Annotated in this window: 24 protein-coding genes; 21 read left to right on the forward strand and 3 right to left on the reverse strand. The window is 59.3% G+C overall.

The window, feature by feature from the left end; all coding sequences use genetic code 11:
• Nucleotides 1-6 precede the first annotated feature (6 nt).
• From AC0L3D_RS24960 to AC0L3D_RS24975, 4 genes are all read left to right on the forward strand, one after another.
• The gene (locus AC0L3D_RS24960; protein ID WP_287285440.1) at nt 7-309 is read left to right on the forward strand and encodes a DUF6471 domain-containing protein; all 303 of its coding nucleotides are present in this window, start codon (nt 7-9) and stop codon (nt 307-309) included.
• A gap of 186 nt (nt 310-495) precedes the next feature.
• Complete coding sequence (locus AC0L3D_RS24965; protein WP_473646127.1) at nt 496-792, forward strand: hypothetical protein; 297 nt, start codon at nt 496-498, stop codon at nt 790-792.
• Between the two features lie 108 nt (nt 793-900).
• Nucleotides 901-1068, forward strand: coding sequence for a hypothetical protein (locus AC0L3D_RS24970; RefSeq protein WP_473534020.1), 168 nt, complete (start codon nt 901-903; stop codon nt 1066-1068).
• Between the two features lie 526 nt (nt 1069-1594).
• Complete coding sequence (locus AC0L3D_RS24975) at nt 1595-1888, forward strand: hypothetical protein (RefSeq protein ID WP_473628907.1); 294 nt, start codon at nt 1595-1597, stop codon at nt 1886-1888.
• 749 nt (nt 1889-2637) lie between these two features.
• Here the strand turns inward: AC0L3D_RS24975 and AC0L3D_RS24980 are convergent.
• A complete protein-coding gene (locus AC0L3D_RS24980; RefSeq protein ID WP_128246819.1) occupies nt 2638-3081 on the reverse strand; it encodes a hypothetical protein in 444 nt (147 codons plus the stop codon).
• Nucleotides 3082-3179: 98 nt separating this feature from the next.
• Entirely contained in the window at nt 3180-3371 is a 192-nt protein-coding gene (locus tag AC0L3D_RS24985) for a hypothetical protein (RefSeq protein WP_287063668.1), read from the reverse strand.
• A gap of 1548 nt (nt 3372-4919) precedes the next feature.
• Between AC0L3D_RS24985 and AC0L3D_RS24990 the strand changes: the two genes are divergently transcribed.
• From AC0L3D_RS24990 to AC0L3D_RS25070, 17 genes are all read left to right on the forward strand, one after another.
• Nucleotides 4920-6305, forward strand: a complete 1386-nt coding sequence (locus AC0L3D_RS24990; protein WP_473646129.1) for a tyrosine-type recombinase/integrase — start codon at nt 4920-4922, stop codon at nt 6303-6305.
• On the forward strand, nt 6305-6958 hold the full coding sequence (locus tag AC0L3D_RS24995; RefSeq protein ID WP_473646131.1) for a hypothetical protein: 654 nt from the start codon (nt 6305-6307) through the stop codon (nt 6956-6958). Before AC0L3D_RS24990 ends, AC0L3D_RS24995 begins: the two co-directional genes overlap by 1 nt.
• A gap of 263 nt (nt 6959-7221) precedes the next feature.
• Complete coding sequence (locus AC0L3D_RS25000) at nt 7222-7407, forward strand: hypothetical protein (protein ID WP_473646132.1); 186 nt, start codon at nt 7222-7224, stop codon at nt 7405-7407.
• Complete coding sequence (locus tag AC0L3D_RS25005) at nt 7404-7625, forward strand: hypothetical protein (protein WP_473646134.1); 222 nt, start codon at nt 7404-7406, stop codon at nt 7623-7625. The genes AC0L3D_RS25000 and AC0L3D_RS25005 overlap by 4 nt, the downstream gene beginning before the upstream one ends.
• Complete coding sequence (locus AC0L3D_RS25010) at nt 7622-7861, forward strand: hypothetical protein (protein WP_473646136.1); 240 nt, start codon at nt 7622-7624, stop codon at nt 7859-7861. Before AC0L3D_RS25005 ends, AC0L3D_RS25010 begins: the two co-directional genes overlap by 4 nt.
• A complete protein-coding gene (locus AC0L3D_RS25015; RefSeq protein WP_473646138.1) occupies nt 7854-8441 on the forward strand; it encodes a hypothetical protein in 588 nt (195 codons plus the stop codon). Before AC0L3D_RS25010 ends, AC0L3D_RS25015 begins: the two co-directional genes overlap by 8 nt.
• Nucleotides 8434-8643, forward strand: a complete 210-nt coding sequence (locus tag AC0L3D_RS25020; protein WP_473646140.1) for a hypothetical protein — start codon at nt 8434-8436, stop codon at nt 8641-8643. The genes AC0L3D_RS25015 and AC0L3D_RS25020 overlap by 8 nt, the downstream gene beginning before the upstream one ends.
• Before the next feature lie 216 nt (nt 8644-8859).
• The gene (locus tag AC0L3D_RS25025; protein WP_473646141.1) at nt 8860-9258 is read left to right on the forward strand and encodes a hypothetical protein; all 399 of its coding nucleotides are present in this window, start codon (nt 8860-8862) and stop codon (nt 9256-9258) included.
• Nucleotides 9251-9502 carry a hypothetical protein gene (locus AC0L3D_RS25030; protein WP_473646143.1) on the forward strand — a complete coding sequence of 84 codons (252 nt, stop codon included), beginning with the start codon at nt 9251-9253 and terminating at the stop codon, nt 9500-9502. The genes AC0L3D_RS25025 and AC0L3D_RS25030 overlap by 8 nt, the downstream gene beginning before the upstream one ends.
• A complete protein-coding gene (locus AC0L3D_RS25035) occupies nt 9499-9882 on the forward strand; it encodes a hypothetical protein (protein WP_473646144.1) in 384 nt (127 codons plus the stop codon). Before AC0L3D_RS25030 ends, AC0L3D_RS25035 begins: the two co-directional genes overlap by 4 nt.
• Nucleotides 9879-10058 (forward strand): hypothetical protein, encoded by a 180-nt coding sequence (locus AC0L3D_RS25040; RefSeq protein WP_473646146.1) that lies wholly within the window; start codon nt 9879-9881, stop codon nt 10056-10058. The genes AC0L3D_RS25035 and AC0L3D_RS25040 overlap by 4 nt, the downstream gene beginning before the upstream one ends.
• Before the next feature lie 106 nt (nt 10059-10164).
• Nucleotides 10165-10356 carry a hypothetical protein gene (locus AC0L3D_RS25045; RefSeq protein WP_128168094.1) on the forward strand — a complete coding sequence of 64 codons (192 nt, stop codon included), beginning with the start codon at nt 10165-10167 and terminating at the stop codon, nt 10354-10356.
• 11 nt (nt 10357-10367) lie between these two features.
• A complete protein-coding gene (locus tag AC0L3D_RS25050; RefSeq protein WP_473646148.1) occupies nt 10368-11045 on the forward strand; it encodes a hypothetical protein in 678 nt (225 codons plus the stop codon).
• A complete protein-coding gene (locus AC0L3D_RS25055) occupies nt 11042-11500 on the forward strand; it encodes a hypothetical protein (protein WP_473646150.1) in 459 nt (152 codons plus the stop codon). Before AC0L3D_RS25050 ends, AC0L3D_RS25055 begins: the two co-directional genes overlap by 4 nt.
• 53 nt (nt 11501-11553) lie before the next feature.
• Nucleotides 11554-11829: a hypothetical protein gene (locus AC0L3D_RS25060; protein WP_473646152.1), complete on the forward strand. Its 276-nt coding sequence runs from the start codon at nt 11554-11556 to the stop codon at nt 11827-11829.
• Nucleotides 11830-11859: 30 nt separating this feature from the next.
• Nucleotides 11860-12945, forward strand: a complete 1086-nt coding sequence (locus tag AC0L3D_RS25065) for a hypothetical protein (protein WP_473646153.1) — start codon at nt 11860-11862, stop codon at nt 12943-12945.
• Nucleotides 12942-13322, forward strand: a complete 381-nt coding sequence (locus AC0L3D_RS25070) for a hypothetical protein (protein WP_473646155.1) — start codon at nt 12942-12944, stop codon at nt 13320-13322. Before AC0L3D_RS25065 ends, AC0L3D_RS25070 begins: the two co-directional genes overlap by 4 nt.
• A 214-nt stretch (nt 13323-13536) precedes the next feature.
• Here AC0L3D_RS25070 and AC0L3D_RS25075 read toward each other — a convergent pair whose 3' ends face one another.
• A complete protein-coding gene (locus AC0L3D_RS25075) occupies nt 13537-13830 on the reverse strand; it encodes a hypothetical protein (protein WP_473646156.1) in 294 nt (97 codons plus the stop codon).
• Nucleotides 13831-13991: the final 161 nt, after the last annotated feature.

Below are 13991 nucleotides of genomic sequence, written 5' to 3' on the forward strand. Positions count from 1 at the left end.
GGGATCTTGAATCAGCAGATGCAAGGGGGTACATCATCATTTGCGGTGTTTTTCGCAGGAGAAATGATGATGTCCGACGATGTTTCCCCCACCGCGTTCTATGAGGAAAAAGCAAAAAACATTCTGAAGGGCGAGCTGAAACGCCGGGGCATAACCTATGCGCTGCTCGCCGAGAAATTGAATGAACGAGGGGCGCACGAGAGCGAGCGCAATCTGGCCAACAAGATAAGCCGGGGCAGCTTCACCGCCGCGTTTTTCATGATGTGCATGGAAGTGATCGGCGTCCGGCAAATCAGCCTAGAAGTTTAGGACAGGCCCAACGGGCCATGCTCTTCATCGGCGTCGCACTGCTTGTCTGGGTGGCTGGTTGAGGGTTGGTTGTGTCGTTCCCCGACAGCCGCCTTTCCTTACCACGCCGTTGAGGTGGCCGGATCTGGTCAAAATTTCACATTAGAAACTTGGAACATAAGTGAGGCAGAGAACATTGGTGACGCCATGGACAAGAACCATGGCGACAATCTTCCTGAGGGGTTTCCTGGCAACCTGCCCGAGGATCCAGTGATCCTAGCCGATATCACGAAAAGAATTTCGAGAGAGATCGACGGTAAAATTGGGCCGGACGGTTTGGCGGTCACGGAGGCCAGGCGGGATCGCAATCTGGTTGAGGAATGGGAAGAAGCTGACCCCGCCATCGACAGCCAGCCGCCCGTGGTTCCGTTGTTTCTGGTTCTGTATGCGCTCTTTATGTTGGGCTTGGCAGGGTACGCCCTCGCTAGTTGGTATCTTCCATAGCGCGCTTTGAGTTTCCGTTGCGCCAGCCTCTGGCAATAAGCCGAGCGATGTCACGCGCTTGGGAACAAGCGCTAGATAGCGAAGTTACCAACGTAAGGAGTTTCTCCTATGGCTGACGAACAGGACAGAACGCCGAACAACCCTGAAGTCGTCGTTCGACGCTTGGTCACAGAAACCGGCATTACTGAAGAACAGGCCCGAGAGCTTATCTTTTTCCTCGGGCTCCATTGGGCATCGCTGCTCCGGGAAGCAAAGGCCCTCGCTGCCAAGCGGTAGGCGGGCTTTTCCACCAACTTCCGAATAGACTCTTCTGCCCGATCTCATACAATAAACCGTCGCCTGCTTTCGAACGGCACAGGGGCGATTGAAAGTGTCGATCGCTTTCGCCCTAACGCAAAAGGGAGTTGGCCCGATGCCTTTCACAGGAATAGCTGACCCGGAACAGCTCAGCATTCTTCGCCAAGCTTTGCACGAGTATTGCCTCACTCGTGGGATTTCGGACGAGCAAGGCCGTGACGACGCCGCGTGGCTAGTCATGTTGCTATTTAGAAATGGCGCGAACAGCCTGGAGGCACTCAGGGCAGGGCTGGGGTCCGAAGAGCGTCGCCGAGCTTAGGCGTCACGGATTTTCGCTGTCGCGGCGCTCTAGCCTTGCGACGGTCTCAATGATTGCCTTCGCAAGTGCTTCGCCCTCGTGGATAGGGCGTATTACAAGTTTTAGGCGCAGTGCTTTCTTCGCTCGGCAGCCACCATCTTGCTCAGCAACTTGGAACATAAGTGAGGCAGAAACATTGTTGGCGCCATGGACAAGAACGATGGCGACAATCTTCCTGAGTGGTTTCCGGGCAACCTGCCCGAGGATCCAGTGATCCTAGCCGATATCACGAACAGAATTTCGAGAGAGATTGAGGGTAAAATCGGGCCGGACGGTTTCGCGGTCACGGAGGCGTGGCGGGATCGCAATCTGGTTGAGGAATGGGAAGAAGCTGACGCCGTCCTAGACAGCCAGCCGCCCGTGCTTCCGTTCCTGGTTCTGTATGTGCTCTCAATGTTGGGCTTGGCCTGGTACGCCCTCGCTGGCAGGTATTTTCTATAGCGCCTGAGTTTCCGTTACGCACGGCGAAGGTGTGCACGTCGCAGCCCGAGCTTTGAGTAGCGAGAGCGAGAGTCAATGGGCGGCCCAGCAGCCAGTTGGAGTTTGGGTGGGTGGCCGCTGGGCCTGACCGGCGGGTGGCGTCTGCGGGACGGTCGCCGGCTACTTCGACCATAGGCGGCTAAATGCATCATTGGTAATTTAGTAAAATGGTCACGTTCCGTTCCCCTGGCTGTCAAATCGGATGAGCCTAGAGTCAATTTGGTGCCTAAAAGAGTGAGTGCCGGCGCTGGCACAAGGGGCCGCCAGGACGCGCGAGGTGCTTCGGCGGTGTAGGACAGCGGCCAGCGGGAACGCACGCTGGCGAGGCTCTGTACGGCACGGAAAAACCACGGCGCCCGTGGGCCTGTCCCACAGTGGGTCATTTGCTGCTGGCGCCGCAATTGCATGGTCAGCATCGGGGCGAGTGGGGGGCCCCGCCGCTTCGCAAATGGAGCGGCGGGGCTTTTTGCATTTCAGCCATCACCGCAAGTTCGAGCGGCCCGACAGCCACTATTGGGGGTGATCAACAGCCGGCCGCCGGGCCTAACCAGCAAACGGGGTAGGTTCGCCGGCTGGGAAGACTGTAGGCCGCTCAAGCATCGCTGCTAACTTAGCAAGACGGCTGTGTTCGGTTCCTCTAGCCCTCAAATCGGATGAGCCTAGACTCGGTTCCATGAGTGGGTGTCGGGCGGGCTTGTTCAACGCTTTAGTCAGAACGCGCATTTCTTGTATTTAAAGGCACCAACCATCGCATCAAAGCGCTCAAAGTGGGTTGCGTCGATGATGCGGAATGACCATGAAAAGTTCCGGGATACAACAGCGTCCGCACAGGTTAATAGGGCGGAGAAGCGGTCGTTCTCCTCGTTGACTTGCGAGATCGTGCAGGCGCCCCCAACCGGGCCCTTTCCCTTGTTGCCGGTAATGATGAAACCGTGCTCGGACGCATAGGTACGGTCCTTGAAGCGGACTTTCCCCTGGATCTTCTCGAACACCCTCGTGCAGTCGGTGCGTTCCCCGACCCATACGCCTTGCAAAACCTCAAGAGCATCGGCCCATGCTACGGATGCGCTAGCGGCGAAAAGTGCCGATCCCAGGAGCAGTGCTGCCTTCGAACGATTGGACTGCCATCTCAGTGCTGCTATGACGAGGTGCATCAGGAATCTCCAAAGCCGTTTCAGTTGATGCCCCTCCAACCGCAAAAGCGGAAGTCACTAGAAAGCTTTTACCGGCAGAATGTTGAACGACTAGGCCACTAGCTTTGGTTCGATGCAAGCTTCCTCCGAATTGCGCTAATGGCATTGACGATCGCCTCCGCTGCCTGGCGGTCAAGCGCAACATCCAGGCGGCCTTCTGTCGTCTGGATTGAGAGGATTCCGAGATTGCCGATCTTGTCCGTGACCGTTCCGACATGAATCTCTGTCGGCACATAAGGCGGCTTTTCCATAGGACCCATCGCTTACCTCCTGGTAGCGGTGTGCTGCTGGAGATCTCTCCTTTGACAACTCCCAAGGGCAGCATCGCGCCGATCTGGCGCAAAGGCAAGCCAGAGCAATCCGCATAAAGGGTTATCGCATAAAAGTGTAGTTTCAAGTGCAAGGGCGCGCTGACGATTTCCGCGTTATTTCTTCCTCAACCTCACCCCGGCGCCGCCGCCGTTCTCGGGGATGAACTCGACCCCGGCGGATTCGAGGCTGCCTGAAGGTCAAGCAGAGTGCGGTCATACGGCGCCCGCTGCCTCACGGTGGCGGGTTATTTGACCAAGGCGGGGTGTCTTTAGAATTTTCGTTGCGGTCTAGTGTCGATCGACCGGGCGATCTTGTTCAATTCCTCCAAGTCCTCGCGGGAAGGTACCGGCGGAGGATCCCCCGGCTTCCACCCTTTCATTCGCAGTTGCATTTGGTCCCACATTGGCTGGAGCAACTGGTTCAGCGGGAAGCCTTTTGAAATTGCTGGCAACAAGCCAGCGTTGTTACTCCGCTGGCCGTTGGCATCGTAGGCAATGTGCGCACCTCCGCCTCCGGCGAATTTCCATGCGCAAACTGCCTCAGGCCCGACAGTTGCGGACTCTTTCGCGCTGATCTCTCGGTTGATGTGGTTAAACCACGCGCAAAGACGATCCGCAGCAACTTCTTTCGTGCGAGCCTTGGCAGACTGCCTCGCCATCATCTGTATAATTGCGTGCGGCGGGAAATGTTGGGCACCGCTCCCACGAGCGAGCGCAATTGTCTACTCGGTCGCCGAGGTTGAAATTCATCACCCGAAACCTGGTGTGGCCTCCGGTGTCCACCGGCGAGTTCTTGTCTTTGACCCGCATTCGCATTTCAACTCGCGATGTGATCGCGTGCAACCTGGGTTTCCCGTCCACGAAGCCCGCGTAGCCGAAAGTGTGGCCAGCAGCATGGCTATCCAAACGTTGCTCCTCAGCAGCAGCAGCAATCTCCAACAAGGTCTGATTTAATGTCCGGTTGGCACCACGCAAAACGCGCTCGATCCACTCACTGACCTCGAACGGCTTTCGGCCCGACCTGGCGCCAGCGCCAGCGTAAGTGATGAACCTTGACCGTCGGACGTCTCAAGGCTGCACAGCTTGGTAGCTAGAAGGCCATGCGCGTCGGGCGCACCGCTTAAGCGCCGGGTCAGCTGCGACGAACGCCAATCGTCGAGTGACGAAAGCAAACGCGAAAGTCACTTGTTGCCTCAGATGTAGCCCGGAATGTAGCCCAGAGCGAGTTGCCTGCGAAATTGCAGAGTTCAGATTGGTATCTAAGTGCTTGAAAATGTTGGCTCCCCGGGCCGGATTCGAACCAGCGACCAACCGGTTAACAGCCGTCATTTGCGCCGGCACATCGTAGCACATACCGGTTCGCCATAGCACATAAAATCCAATTATCTCTTGCGGTTAGGTCTAAGCCATGCCACATTGTAGCACATGGCAACAAGCAGTAGCGCAAGAAAAATGTTGCCATAACGTTGCCACGAAGGGCCAACCGGTATGGAAAAGCGCAGCTATAAAACAGACCGCGAAGTGAAGGCGCTGAAGCCTTCCGAAAAGTGGTACGATGTGAAGGACGAGCAGACCCGCAACCTGATCGTCCGCGTCGGGCCGGAGAACGGCAAGGGCGAGTTTCGCCGCACATTCTGCTTGGTGACGCGGTTCCCCGGCAGCAGCAATCCGGTTCGCCATGCCTTCGGTGAATATAAGGACAGCGGCAGCGGCGACCTGACACTGGAGCAGGCCCGCGCCCTGGCCGACGAGTGGCGGGGCAAGATCCGCAAGGGCATCGATCCCCGCGAGGAGATGCGGCAGGCAGCGGAAGCGAAGCGGAAGGCCACCCAGGACGCCACCCAGGAGGTCGAGAGGGGCAATCAGAACGCGTTCGGCGTCGTTGTGGAGAAATACATCAAGACCCTGAAAGGCCAGCGTCGCGGCAAGGTCGCCGAATACGAAATCCGCAAAGAGCTTATCCCAGTCTGGAAAGACAAGATGGTGAGCGACATCACGCGCTTTGACGTGAAGGAACTCATCCAGGCCATTGTCGAGCGTGCGCCGGCCGGCGCCCATGCGCGGAACGTGCTCGGTCATATCAAAGCGTTTTTCAATTGGGCCATCGACGATGGTGACACCCGTACCGGTAACAAATACGGACTCGAGTTCTCGCCGGCCGAGAGCGTGAAGCCGAAGAAACTGACCGGCGAGAAGAAGCCGCGCTTGCGCGTCCTCACTGATGACGAACTGGTCGCCTTCTGGCGCGCGACCGGGCGCATGGCCTATCCCTATGGGCCGCTGTTCCGATTCCTGCTGCTGACCGGCGTCCGAAAGGACGAGGCGGCAGAGGCGCGATGGAGCGAGATCGACCTTGCCAAAAGGCTCTGGACCGTTCCGCCGGAGCGCTTCAAGTCGGACGTGCCGCATCTGGTCCACCTCAGCGACGACGCGGTCGCGCTGCTGGAAAGCCTGCCGCGCTTCACCGGGAAGAATACCGGCGATCATATCTTCTCAACCACGTTCGGCACGAAACCATCATCCTCGCTTGGCAAGCCGCAGGAGCGCCAGCGCAAGCACGTCGCCAACATACTGAAGGCGATGGCGAGAAGGCGCGGCGCGCCGATCAGCGCCGCGGCCGATTTCCACAATCACGATCTGAAGCGCACCGTGCGGACCCGGCTTTCTTCGTTGAAAGTGCCGAGCAATGTCGCAGAAATGGTCGCCGGCCACGGCAAGAAGGGCATTGAACGCACATACGATCAATACGAATACGCCGACGAAATGCGCGAGGCGCTGGACAAGTGGGCGCGCAAGCTGCGGGAGATCGTGTCACCGCCGCCGTTGCCGCCGGACAACGTTTCCGATCTCGACGCGTACCGGGGGCGGGCGTGATGGGCCAGCAACAGATCGTAGATCCCTACAGGCGCGAGTTCACTGACAAGCAGCTTGACCACCTTCTTGGCGTCGCAAGGCTTGACCTTTGTAATCACTCGGCTCGGCAGGTACTTAATGGATGCTTGCTGGCGACGCCTCATCCGCGAGCAAAAGCGAGGCCGTCATCTTCGGATCGAAATGTCCCAATTAAAGAGGTCGGAGAACTAGCTGAAGCATTGATGGAGCGGATCACCGCCCTCCGTGTCCATCCGCATTCTCACGCAGACTTTTGGCTCTCAGACGTATTTGGACCTGTTTACAACGACCGGCTCGAACAGACCATTTCTCAGTTCGAACGGCCCCTCGTCTTGGCAGCGGTACAGACGATCGCTCAAGCCGCCCGCGACGCTCAAACCGTTGAAAATGGTCGTCCCCCGGAACACCGAAAACAGCGGACCATCGATATGGCGGCCCGGTTTTTTCAAATGTTTTTGCCTGGGCAGATCAGTGGGACACCCGGGAAAAGGTTCTCTGAATTTGCGAAAGCCTTCTACTCCATTGCCCAAGGCCGAGACCCCGACGAAGACGAGCCGCAGATCGATCTTCAGGTGAGGCGCGCTGCTGCCAAACTGAAACAAAGCCTGAACAAAACCCCCCTCGGTTCCTGCTAGGGTTCTGTCGTATTCGCGGACCCATGAACACCGCCATATTGCCACCTGTCAGCAACTTTCACGACAGGAGCAATATCCAATGCGACTTATACCGCATGCAGCACTGAAGCCCGAGAAGGGCATTCCTTACAGCGCCGAACATCTCCGCAGGATGGAGAAGGAGGGACGGTTCCCGAGGCGGGTTCCCGGTCGCCGTCTCTGGGTGGAATCTGAAATCGACGCATGGCTTGAGGCTTGGGCCGCCCAGCGGGAGGCCGCGTGAGATGTCCTATATCGATCATGAAACGAGCGAAGCTGTCGCCTTTGCCGGCGAGTGGTATTCGCAGACCAGCCGCGAGCAGATCGGGCAACCGATCGTCCCCTTGCTGCGGAAGAAATTCGGCTTGTCGGCGCCCGAAGCTGTCGAGGCTGTTCGCATTGCCTCCGTTCTGAGGGGTCAGCGTGGATGAGACAAGCTCATAAGCGAGACGCCGCACCTGCGGTCAGGCAGGGCGGCGTCGAAATATCCAGCGCTTTTTCCGAAGGCATCCAGACAATGGCACTGTACCCCAACGTAGGGGTTTCGGCAACGGAGATCGCCGCCGCCATCATCGCCGTCCGGCATCGTCTCACACCGCCCGTTGCGCGTGTGGTGGTCGAGCTCGCCTGCCTGGGAGGCCGCCCATGACCTCCTCGGCAACGAAGTGGAAGAACGCGCACCCCAAGGCTGTCTGGGCTCAGCAAGCACTCCGATCCGCGGTGAAACGTGGCCTGATCATTCAGGAGCCCTGCGAGGAGTGCGGCGCCCTCGATGCCGAGGCGCACCACGATAGCTATGACCGCCCCATGGATGTTCGCTGGCTATGTCGGCTGCATCACCGGCGAGTCCACATCCGGCTGAAATGCGAGGCCGTCAATGGCTGACAAAGGCCGAGCGCGAAAGGGTCGACGGACTCAGATAGCAGGCCAGTTCTCGTGGCGCCTGGTCGAGATGCAGGAGTCCCCGGCTTATCGGGTGCTCTCGCAATCCGGTCACCGCGTGCTGGACAGGCTTGAGATCGAGATTGGACGCCACGGCGGCAACGACAATGGCAAGCTGCCGACGACGTTCGATCAGTTCGAAGCCTATGGGATACACAGACACGCTATCGCGCCAGCGGTGCGTGAGGTGGTTGCGCTCGGTTTTGTCGAGATCACACAGGAAGGCAGGGCCGGAAATGCTGAATGGCGCCGGCCCAACTTCTTCCGGCTGACCTACCGCCACACTGAGTTGACACAACCGACAGATGACTGGCGAAAGATTGAGACCATAGAGGCTGCGGAACTCATTGCCCGGGCTGCCCGGGCTGCATCTCAGAAACAAAAGTCCAGTGGTGGAAAACGCCAGATTTCAGTGCGGATTGTGCACCACAAAAAGCAAATCCTTAGTGCGGATTCCACCACTACAGAGCTTAGTGCGGATTCCACCACTACATCTATATCTCGGGGTGAAGTCCGTGGGTGAGGTAATCCAATTCCCGCCCCGTAGCCAGCGCTCCAATGTTGTAGGCATGTTGCCGTCGCACCGCATTGCCGAGATGTTCGAACTACAGGTGTTCGAAAACGGCCGGTGGCGGGCAAAATCCATTCACTATTCCATCGAAGACGCAAAAGAGGCTGCCGCAGATATCATCGTGGCCCGCTTGTACGAGGAAGAGGTCAAATGAACATTCGTGGCCTGAAGCACTCGCCCGCGCGTCGTTTTTTCTTCGCAGCGCCCTCGGCATGCAAAATCAGCCGTTTTAGCCGACAACCGGGTTTCCACCGTTTGTTTTAAAAGGCCGTATGCCTTGTATTTAAAGGCTTTCAGTGCGATAACTGCATCAGGTGATTTGTGCCGTGGCAACGTCATGGCAACATGGGCAGTGATTTCGAGGCAGAAAATGCAGGCAGAAGCCGCAGAGACGAAGCAGGCAACCCGCCGGGAACGTGGTGTGACGCGTAACGGCAAGATGCGTCTGCCGTCGCTCAATGACTTGGACAAGCGCACTGCTTCCTATCGAGATACCACCGATCTCATTGAGAAGGTGATTTCAGAGCGCGGCGGCAGGGATCAGGTTGATATCGCCAGGGCCGTGTCCGCCGAGACGTGGTCCGTTCTGACGACGCAGCTTCGGGCAATGCAGGTTCAGTGGCTCAACGGCCAATCGGTTGACTGGGCGGAATTCACCACCATTGCCAACGCACGGCGCCGCGAGGGCGAACTGATAGGGGCTCCGGTGCCGAGGGATGTCACGCCCGGCTCGCTCCGCGACCGGATCATGGGGGCGCAGCATGGCTGAGCGGATCACCTTTACGGATTGGCAGGCGATTGCCCGCACCGATCTGCGCCGCCGCCGGCACACCTATGCCGTTGAAAGCCGTACCGCCTTGCGTAGCCTTCCTGTCGGTTATCGTCGCTACGCCTCCGGTTGCCACCGTCTCATGCGCGAGGCGATCGCCGCTGCTGACGTGCTCGCTTTCGAGGAATGGGCGCGTCAACTGCATCTGGCCCGCGTCGAGAGCTTCGGCGAGGTGTCGGCATGACGCCTTCCGTGCCGAGCCCCCTCGATTTCTTCGAAAGGCTCTTCTGGATCGACGGGCGGCCGCTCATGAGCACGCTGGAGCAAATCAAACTCAAAAGCTCGGAATTGAGCCGCACCGAGATTTACGAGGCTTTCGAGCCGCTTCTCAACGCTGGTGAGGTCGAATTGCTCGACGTGCCGAAGTTGCAGGAGCAGCTTTTGACGCTGGTCGTGCGTGGCGCCCAGATCGATCACCAGATCGGCGACCATGACGATTTTTCGAATGCTGCGGCCGGTGTTTTGACCCTCGATTTCGACAAGGCCGATGACGACGGTTGGCCGGTGAAGGCCTCGGCCAATCACTCCAACAAGATTTCCGACCCGCTGGAGTTTTTCCGATGAGCGAATTCGTGCAGCGCTTGGACAGGGCACGCAACCGTTACCTGAAGCTCGACCGGGAGGGCCGCGTGGTTGGGGAACAGGCGCGAGCTTATGCCGACATTGACGAGATCGAACCCCTGGAGGTGGAGCGCCCGCGGCCCGCCGTCAACGTTGACCCACTGGAGGACTACCGATGACCCAGACCGCAACCAACTCAGCCCCCGCGAACGCGGCCAAGCTGCGAAAGGCCCAGAAACAAGCCGTGGCCAAGGCAAAGGCTCGCACCGCGAAAGGAGCCCGGAAATGACCACGATTGGCGAAAAGTGGCCCTCGTCGGCTCAGCCTGAGAACCCCTTCAAGCGCGGCGAAGACGGGAAGATCAAGAGCCTGTCGGCGATCACCGCGATTGCCCGCGAGAACCCGCGTCGTGCGATCGAGCTTTGCAAGGCGGCTGGTGAGGATTTGAACAAATGGTTTCCGATGAACCCGAGATGAGGAAAAGACCCATGACGACCCTGCTACTGTCCGCCCATTCCGAGGCGCTTCACGCTGCCCGCACCTCCGCCGAGTTCGCCGCGGTGATTTCCCTGCTCGACAACGACCTTAACTCGGCGATGGCCCGGAAAGCCGAGCTCGCGGAAGCCGAGGATCAGGCAATTTTCGGCGATGGCAACTTGGCCGAGGTTCGCGCGTCGATCGCTGACTGCAATGCTGAAATCGAGCTCATCGAGAAGGCAATCGAGGGCGCCGATCTCAGGCGTGCGAAGGCTGCACAAGACGAGGCTGCCGTTGATATCGAGGCGCTTGGAAAGAACGCCGCGGCCAAGGCGGACGACCTTTCGAAGCGGTGGCGCAAGGTCTACGGCCTGATCGAGGAAATACGCGGCGAGCTGTTCGAGGCCGATGCGCTGAAGCGTTCCCTGATCGCGACCGACGGCGAGTTTGAGAAGGCAAAGCGTCCCGATTTGCGTGTCAACCTGACGACCCTTCGTCGTGAGGCGATGGAAGGGCCACGGGCCTCTATCCCGGCACGATTGAGCCGCCCGGCAATCCAAGCCGATGCGCTGTTGCTGTCCTTCCTGAGCCTCGGCGGTCCGCTCGACAACCGATCCGGCGTTCGGGCTCAAACCAAGGGCGTCACGTCCAACGCCGATTACCGGCATCAACAGGCGGGGCAGCCATGAGCGACATCTATTCGTTTTACGCCAATGGCTATTGCCTCGGGCACCTCGTTCCCGACGGGAGCTTGCTGGAGGCCGACCCGTCGCAGGAAATTCGAGCCGGCCACCTGGTTGCCGTGGTCCTGAAAAAGGGCGGACCGTTCAAGGGCTTTTCCGAGTCGTTGGATGGTAGCGGCCTGCTGGGTGTCACCAAGATCTTCATGGGCACCGCCGAGACTAAGGCCGGGGAGCATGTCTACCTCCTGGGACAACTCGACCCGCCGACCGTAGTGACGGCGCCAGTGAAATATCTAGAGGCTATGCACCTAGTCGTCGGCGGTCGAGAGCCGCCGTGGGTGTCGGAAGAGATCACGGATGAAGATGACGCCGATCTAAGCGCCTCGCTGGATCTGCTCTCTCCGTTCCTACGTGGCGGCGTGGTGCAGCCCATAGGTTCGGACTGGAGGCCGCCACAATGAACAGATTTCATGCTGGACTGCTCGAAACAGCCGCTGGCCCCGCGATTGGCACGTTGGCCGATCTCGGCGACCTTTTCCTGAAGGCCCGCGATGCCGGATTGAGCCCGGACGAAGAAGTGAGGTTCGCCGATTTGCTGAACTTCGCGACCCAGAACACGATTTTCGCCAACCTGTTCTATGTCCGGCCAACTCTGGATTTCCTGTTCCTGAGTTCAATGCGGGAAGTGGCTTCGCCCGGCTACGCGAGACGCGTGGAACGCAGCCGCAAGAAGCAATACGGCCAGCATAGCATCGCCCCCAAGCCCCTCGACCCGTTCGGAGCGTTCTAAAAAATGACATCGCCCTGAGGAGACCTTTCCATGGCCCGACCTGCCACCGCTGCCGTTCGACTCCTGACGGGTGAGAGAGAGCCTGTCCGCCTTGCCACGACCGGCCCAATCGGGGTCGAAGCCGGCGGCTTGCTGACGATCGATGGCGTCGTCACTGAGGTTGGCGACCGTGTCCTTGTGAAGGATCAGACCGACGGCACGCAAAACGGGATTTACGCCGCGTCCGAAGGCGAATGGTTTCGCGCCGCCGATGCCCGCACCGCCCGCACCCTGCAGAAGGGCACGTCGGTTCGCACCCAGCTCGGGACGGTCAACGCCAGCCGCATGTTTATATTTACGACCGATGAGCCGGTGATTGGCACTGACGACATTGCCGTCACCTTCGATGCGACGGACCATTCCAGCTACGTCACGCTGACCGACACGCAGACGCTCACCAACAAGACGTTCACGACAGGGAATGCGTTCAACGGCACACTCGGGGCCACGACACCGGCCTCTGTTGCGGGTACGACTGGCACGTTCAGCGGTGCCGTCTCAGGTACGACTGGAACATTTTCAGCCGGCGTTTCAGGAACAACTGGGACGTTCTCCGGCGCGGTCTCGGGAACGACCGGGACATTCTCCGGCGCGATTTCCGGGACCGGCGGCTTCTATGTCGGCTCGGCTCGCGTCGGCGGCACTCCTGATGCAGTCCTCGAAGATCAGAAGTCGTCCGGGACAGGGGGCGGAACGCCGGTCGCTACCACATGGACGACGCATGCGCTCAACACCGAAGTTCGCGACCCATCAGGCCTGGTGTCGGTAGCCTCCAACGAGTTTACCCCGACTGTCGATGGTTGGGTCGAATGGGAGATTAACTCCTATACCATCGGTAGTTTCGGCTCACGCCTGCAAAACATCACCGACGGCACGACCGCCGGAATGGGTGTCGTAGCGCATAGCAACGGCAGCCCGAACTCAGGCGGGATATCGACGGGCGGCGCTGCGGTCGTCGCCAGCAAGGCCTTTGCGATCCAGTATTACGCCTCGTCCGCCGCCGCCAACGGCCTAGGTCTGGCGCTGTCGCAAGGCACTGAAGTCTACGCCCGGGTGAAATTCTGGAGGACGACATGAGATACGCCCGAATCATTGATGGCCTGGTGGATTCGATTTCGTATGATCGGCCCTATTTCGAAGGTCGCCCAGAGCCGGGATGGACAAAGGTTCCCGACGATGTTTTCGCCGGCTTTTCATTCGATGGTGAGAAATTCACCGGTCCAGAGCCAACGCCGCCGCCTCGTCCGACAGTTCTGAAATCGCTCGTGCAGGCTCGCATCATCGACGCCAGCAAGATGTCCGATGCCTACGCCGCCTTGACGCAAAACCCGGTCTATTTCGCCCGCTGGTTCGCGCCCGATCGACCTGAGGTCTACTGCGACGACCCGGACGCAATCCGGCTAGTCACGGCCCTTGGCCTCGACCCTGACGCGGTTCTCGCCCCTATCGTTTGAAAGACGCCTCGGGTGTGTTTCTCAAGCGGAACTTTAGTAAATCCTAATGATTGTCTGTGACCAGTGGGCATGGCCCCCCGCTTGCCCGCTGCAGATCGGGATGCGGCCCGATCGGGCCCGCGCTCTCCGCCAGAGGCGCGGGCTTCTCTCGCTTTTCTCCGTGAAGAGCGGGGGCAGAGACGTCGCGCGAACAGACATTGGATCAAAAGCCGGCTCACTGGAAATCGAAATGCTGCCATTCCACGCATCGATGGACCCGACATTGACCGTCAAGCGTCTGGACATAGGAGGCGACGGGCACGGCGGGGCGGTCGCACTCATTGCCAAATTGGCGGACATATCGATCATAGGTGTTGCGGCCCGTGGTCAGGGCGACCGCGCGCCGGCTCTGGATCAGCTGCTGCGTCTGTTCGCAAGTCATGGTGCGCGCATCCGGCCGGGCGTAAGCCATGCTTGTGGCGGCGAACAGGATCGCCGCGGCTGTCGAGACGATTGGGCGAGCTGTCATGCTGCATCCTCACCAGGGTCGTGCCTAACGCGCACCTTCGCCAGTGGTTCCGCAGCTTCACCCGGAGCAGCTAGAGCGTCTAGCCGACAAGGCAGGCGCCACCCCGCCGTGGGGTTCATTCTCCTCTGTGGAGCGCGGGCTTTTCAATTCACAGGCTGCAG

The organism is Mesorhizobium sp. WSM4837, from assembly GCF_055811435.1.

Bases quoted from the DNA above. Each gene is read 5' to 3' on its own strand.
- AC0L3D_RS25025 (WP_473646141.1), top strand. From the start codon at position 8,860: ATGCAGGCAGAAGCCGCAGAGACGAAGCAGGCAACCCGCCGGGAACGT.
- AC0L3D_RS25040 (WP_473646146.1), top strand. From the start codon at position 9,879: ATGAGCGAATTCGTGCAGCGCTTGGACAGGGCACGCAACCGTTACCTG.
- AC0L3D_RS25000 (WP_473646132.1), top strand. From the start codon at position 7,222: ATGTCCTATATCGATCATGAAACGAGCGAAGCTGTCGCCTTTGCCGGC.
- AC0L3D_RS24995 (WP_473646131.1), top strand. From the start codon at position 6,305: ATGGGCCAGCAACAGATCGTAGATCCCTACAGGCGCGAGTTCACTGAC.
- AC0L3D_RS25075 (WP_473646156.1), bottom strand. From the start codon at position 13,830: ATGACAGCTCGCCCAATCGTCTCGACAGCCGCGGCGATCCTGTTCGCC.
- AC0L3D_RS25070 (WP_473646155.1), top strand. From the start codon at position 12,942: ATGAGATACGCCCGAATCATTGATGGCCTGGTGGATTCGATTTCGTAT.
- AC0L3D_RS24980 (WP_128246819.1), bottom strand. From the start codon at position 3,081: ATGCACCTCGTCATAGCAGCACTGAGATGGCAGTCCAATCGTTCGAAG.
- AC0L3D_RS25055 (WP_473646150.1), top strand. From the start codon at position 11,042: ATGAGCGACATCTATTCGTTTTACGCCAATGGCTATTGCCTCGGGCAC.
- AC0L3D_RS25030 (WP_473646143.1), top strand. From the start codon at position 9,251: ATGGCTGAGCGGATCACCTTTACGGATTGGCAGGCGATTGCCCGCACC.
- AC0L3D_RS24965 (WP_473646127.1), top strand. From the start codon at position 496: ATGGACAAGAACCATGGCGACAATCTTCCTGAGGGGTTTCCTGGCAAC.
- AC0L3D_RS25015 (WP_473646138.1), top strand. From the start codon at position 7,854: ATGGCTGACAAAGGCCGAGCGCGAAAGGGTCGACGGACTCAGATAGCA.
- AC0L3D_RS24990 (WP_473646129.1), top strand. From the start codon at position 4,920: ATGGAAAAGCGCAGCTATAAAACAGACCGCGAAGTGAAGGCGCTGAAG.
- AC0L3D_RS24970 (WP_473534020.1), top strand. From the start codon at position 901: ATGGCTGACGAACAGGACAGAACGCCGAACAACCCTGAAGTCGTCGTT.
- AC0L3D_RS25065 (WP_473646153.1), top strand. From the start codon at position 11,860: ATGGCCCGACCTGCCACCGCTGCCGTTCGACTCCTGACGGGTGAGAGA.
- AC0L3D_RS25050 (WP_473646148.1), top strand. From the start codon at position 10,368: ATGACGACCCTGCTACTGTCCGCCCATTCCGAGGCGCTTCACGCTGCC.
- AC0L3D_RS24985 (WP_287063668.1), bottom strand. From the start codon at position 3,371: ATGGAAAAGCCGCCTTATGTGCCGACAGAGATTCATGTCGGAACGGTC.
- AC0L3D_RS25010 (WP_473646136.1), top strand. From the start codon at position 7,622: ATGACCTCCTCGGCAACGAAGTGGAAGAACGCGCACCCCAAGGCTGTC.
- AC0L3D_RS25035 (WP_473646144.1), top strand. From the start codon at position 9,499: ATGACGCCTTCCGTGCCGAGCCCCCTCGATTTCTTCGAAAGGCTCTTC.
- AC0L3D_RS25045 (WP_128168094.1), top strand. From the start codon at position 10,165: ATGACCACGATTGGCGAAAAGTGGCCCTCGTCGGCTCAGCCTGAGAAC.
- AC0L3D_RS24975 (WP_473628907.1), top strand. From the start codon at position 1,595: ATGGACAAGAACGATGGCGACAATCTTCCTGAGTGGTTTCCGGGCAAC.
- AC0L3D_RS25005 (WP_473646134.1), top strand. From the start codon at position 7,404: ATGAGACAAGCTCATAAGCGAGACGCCGCACCTGCGGTCAGGCAGGGC.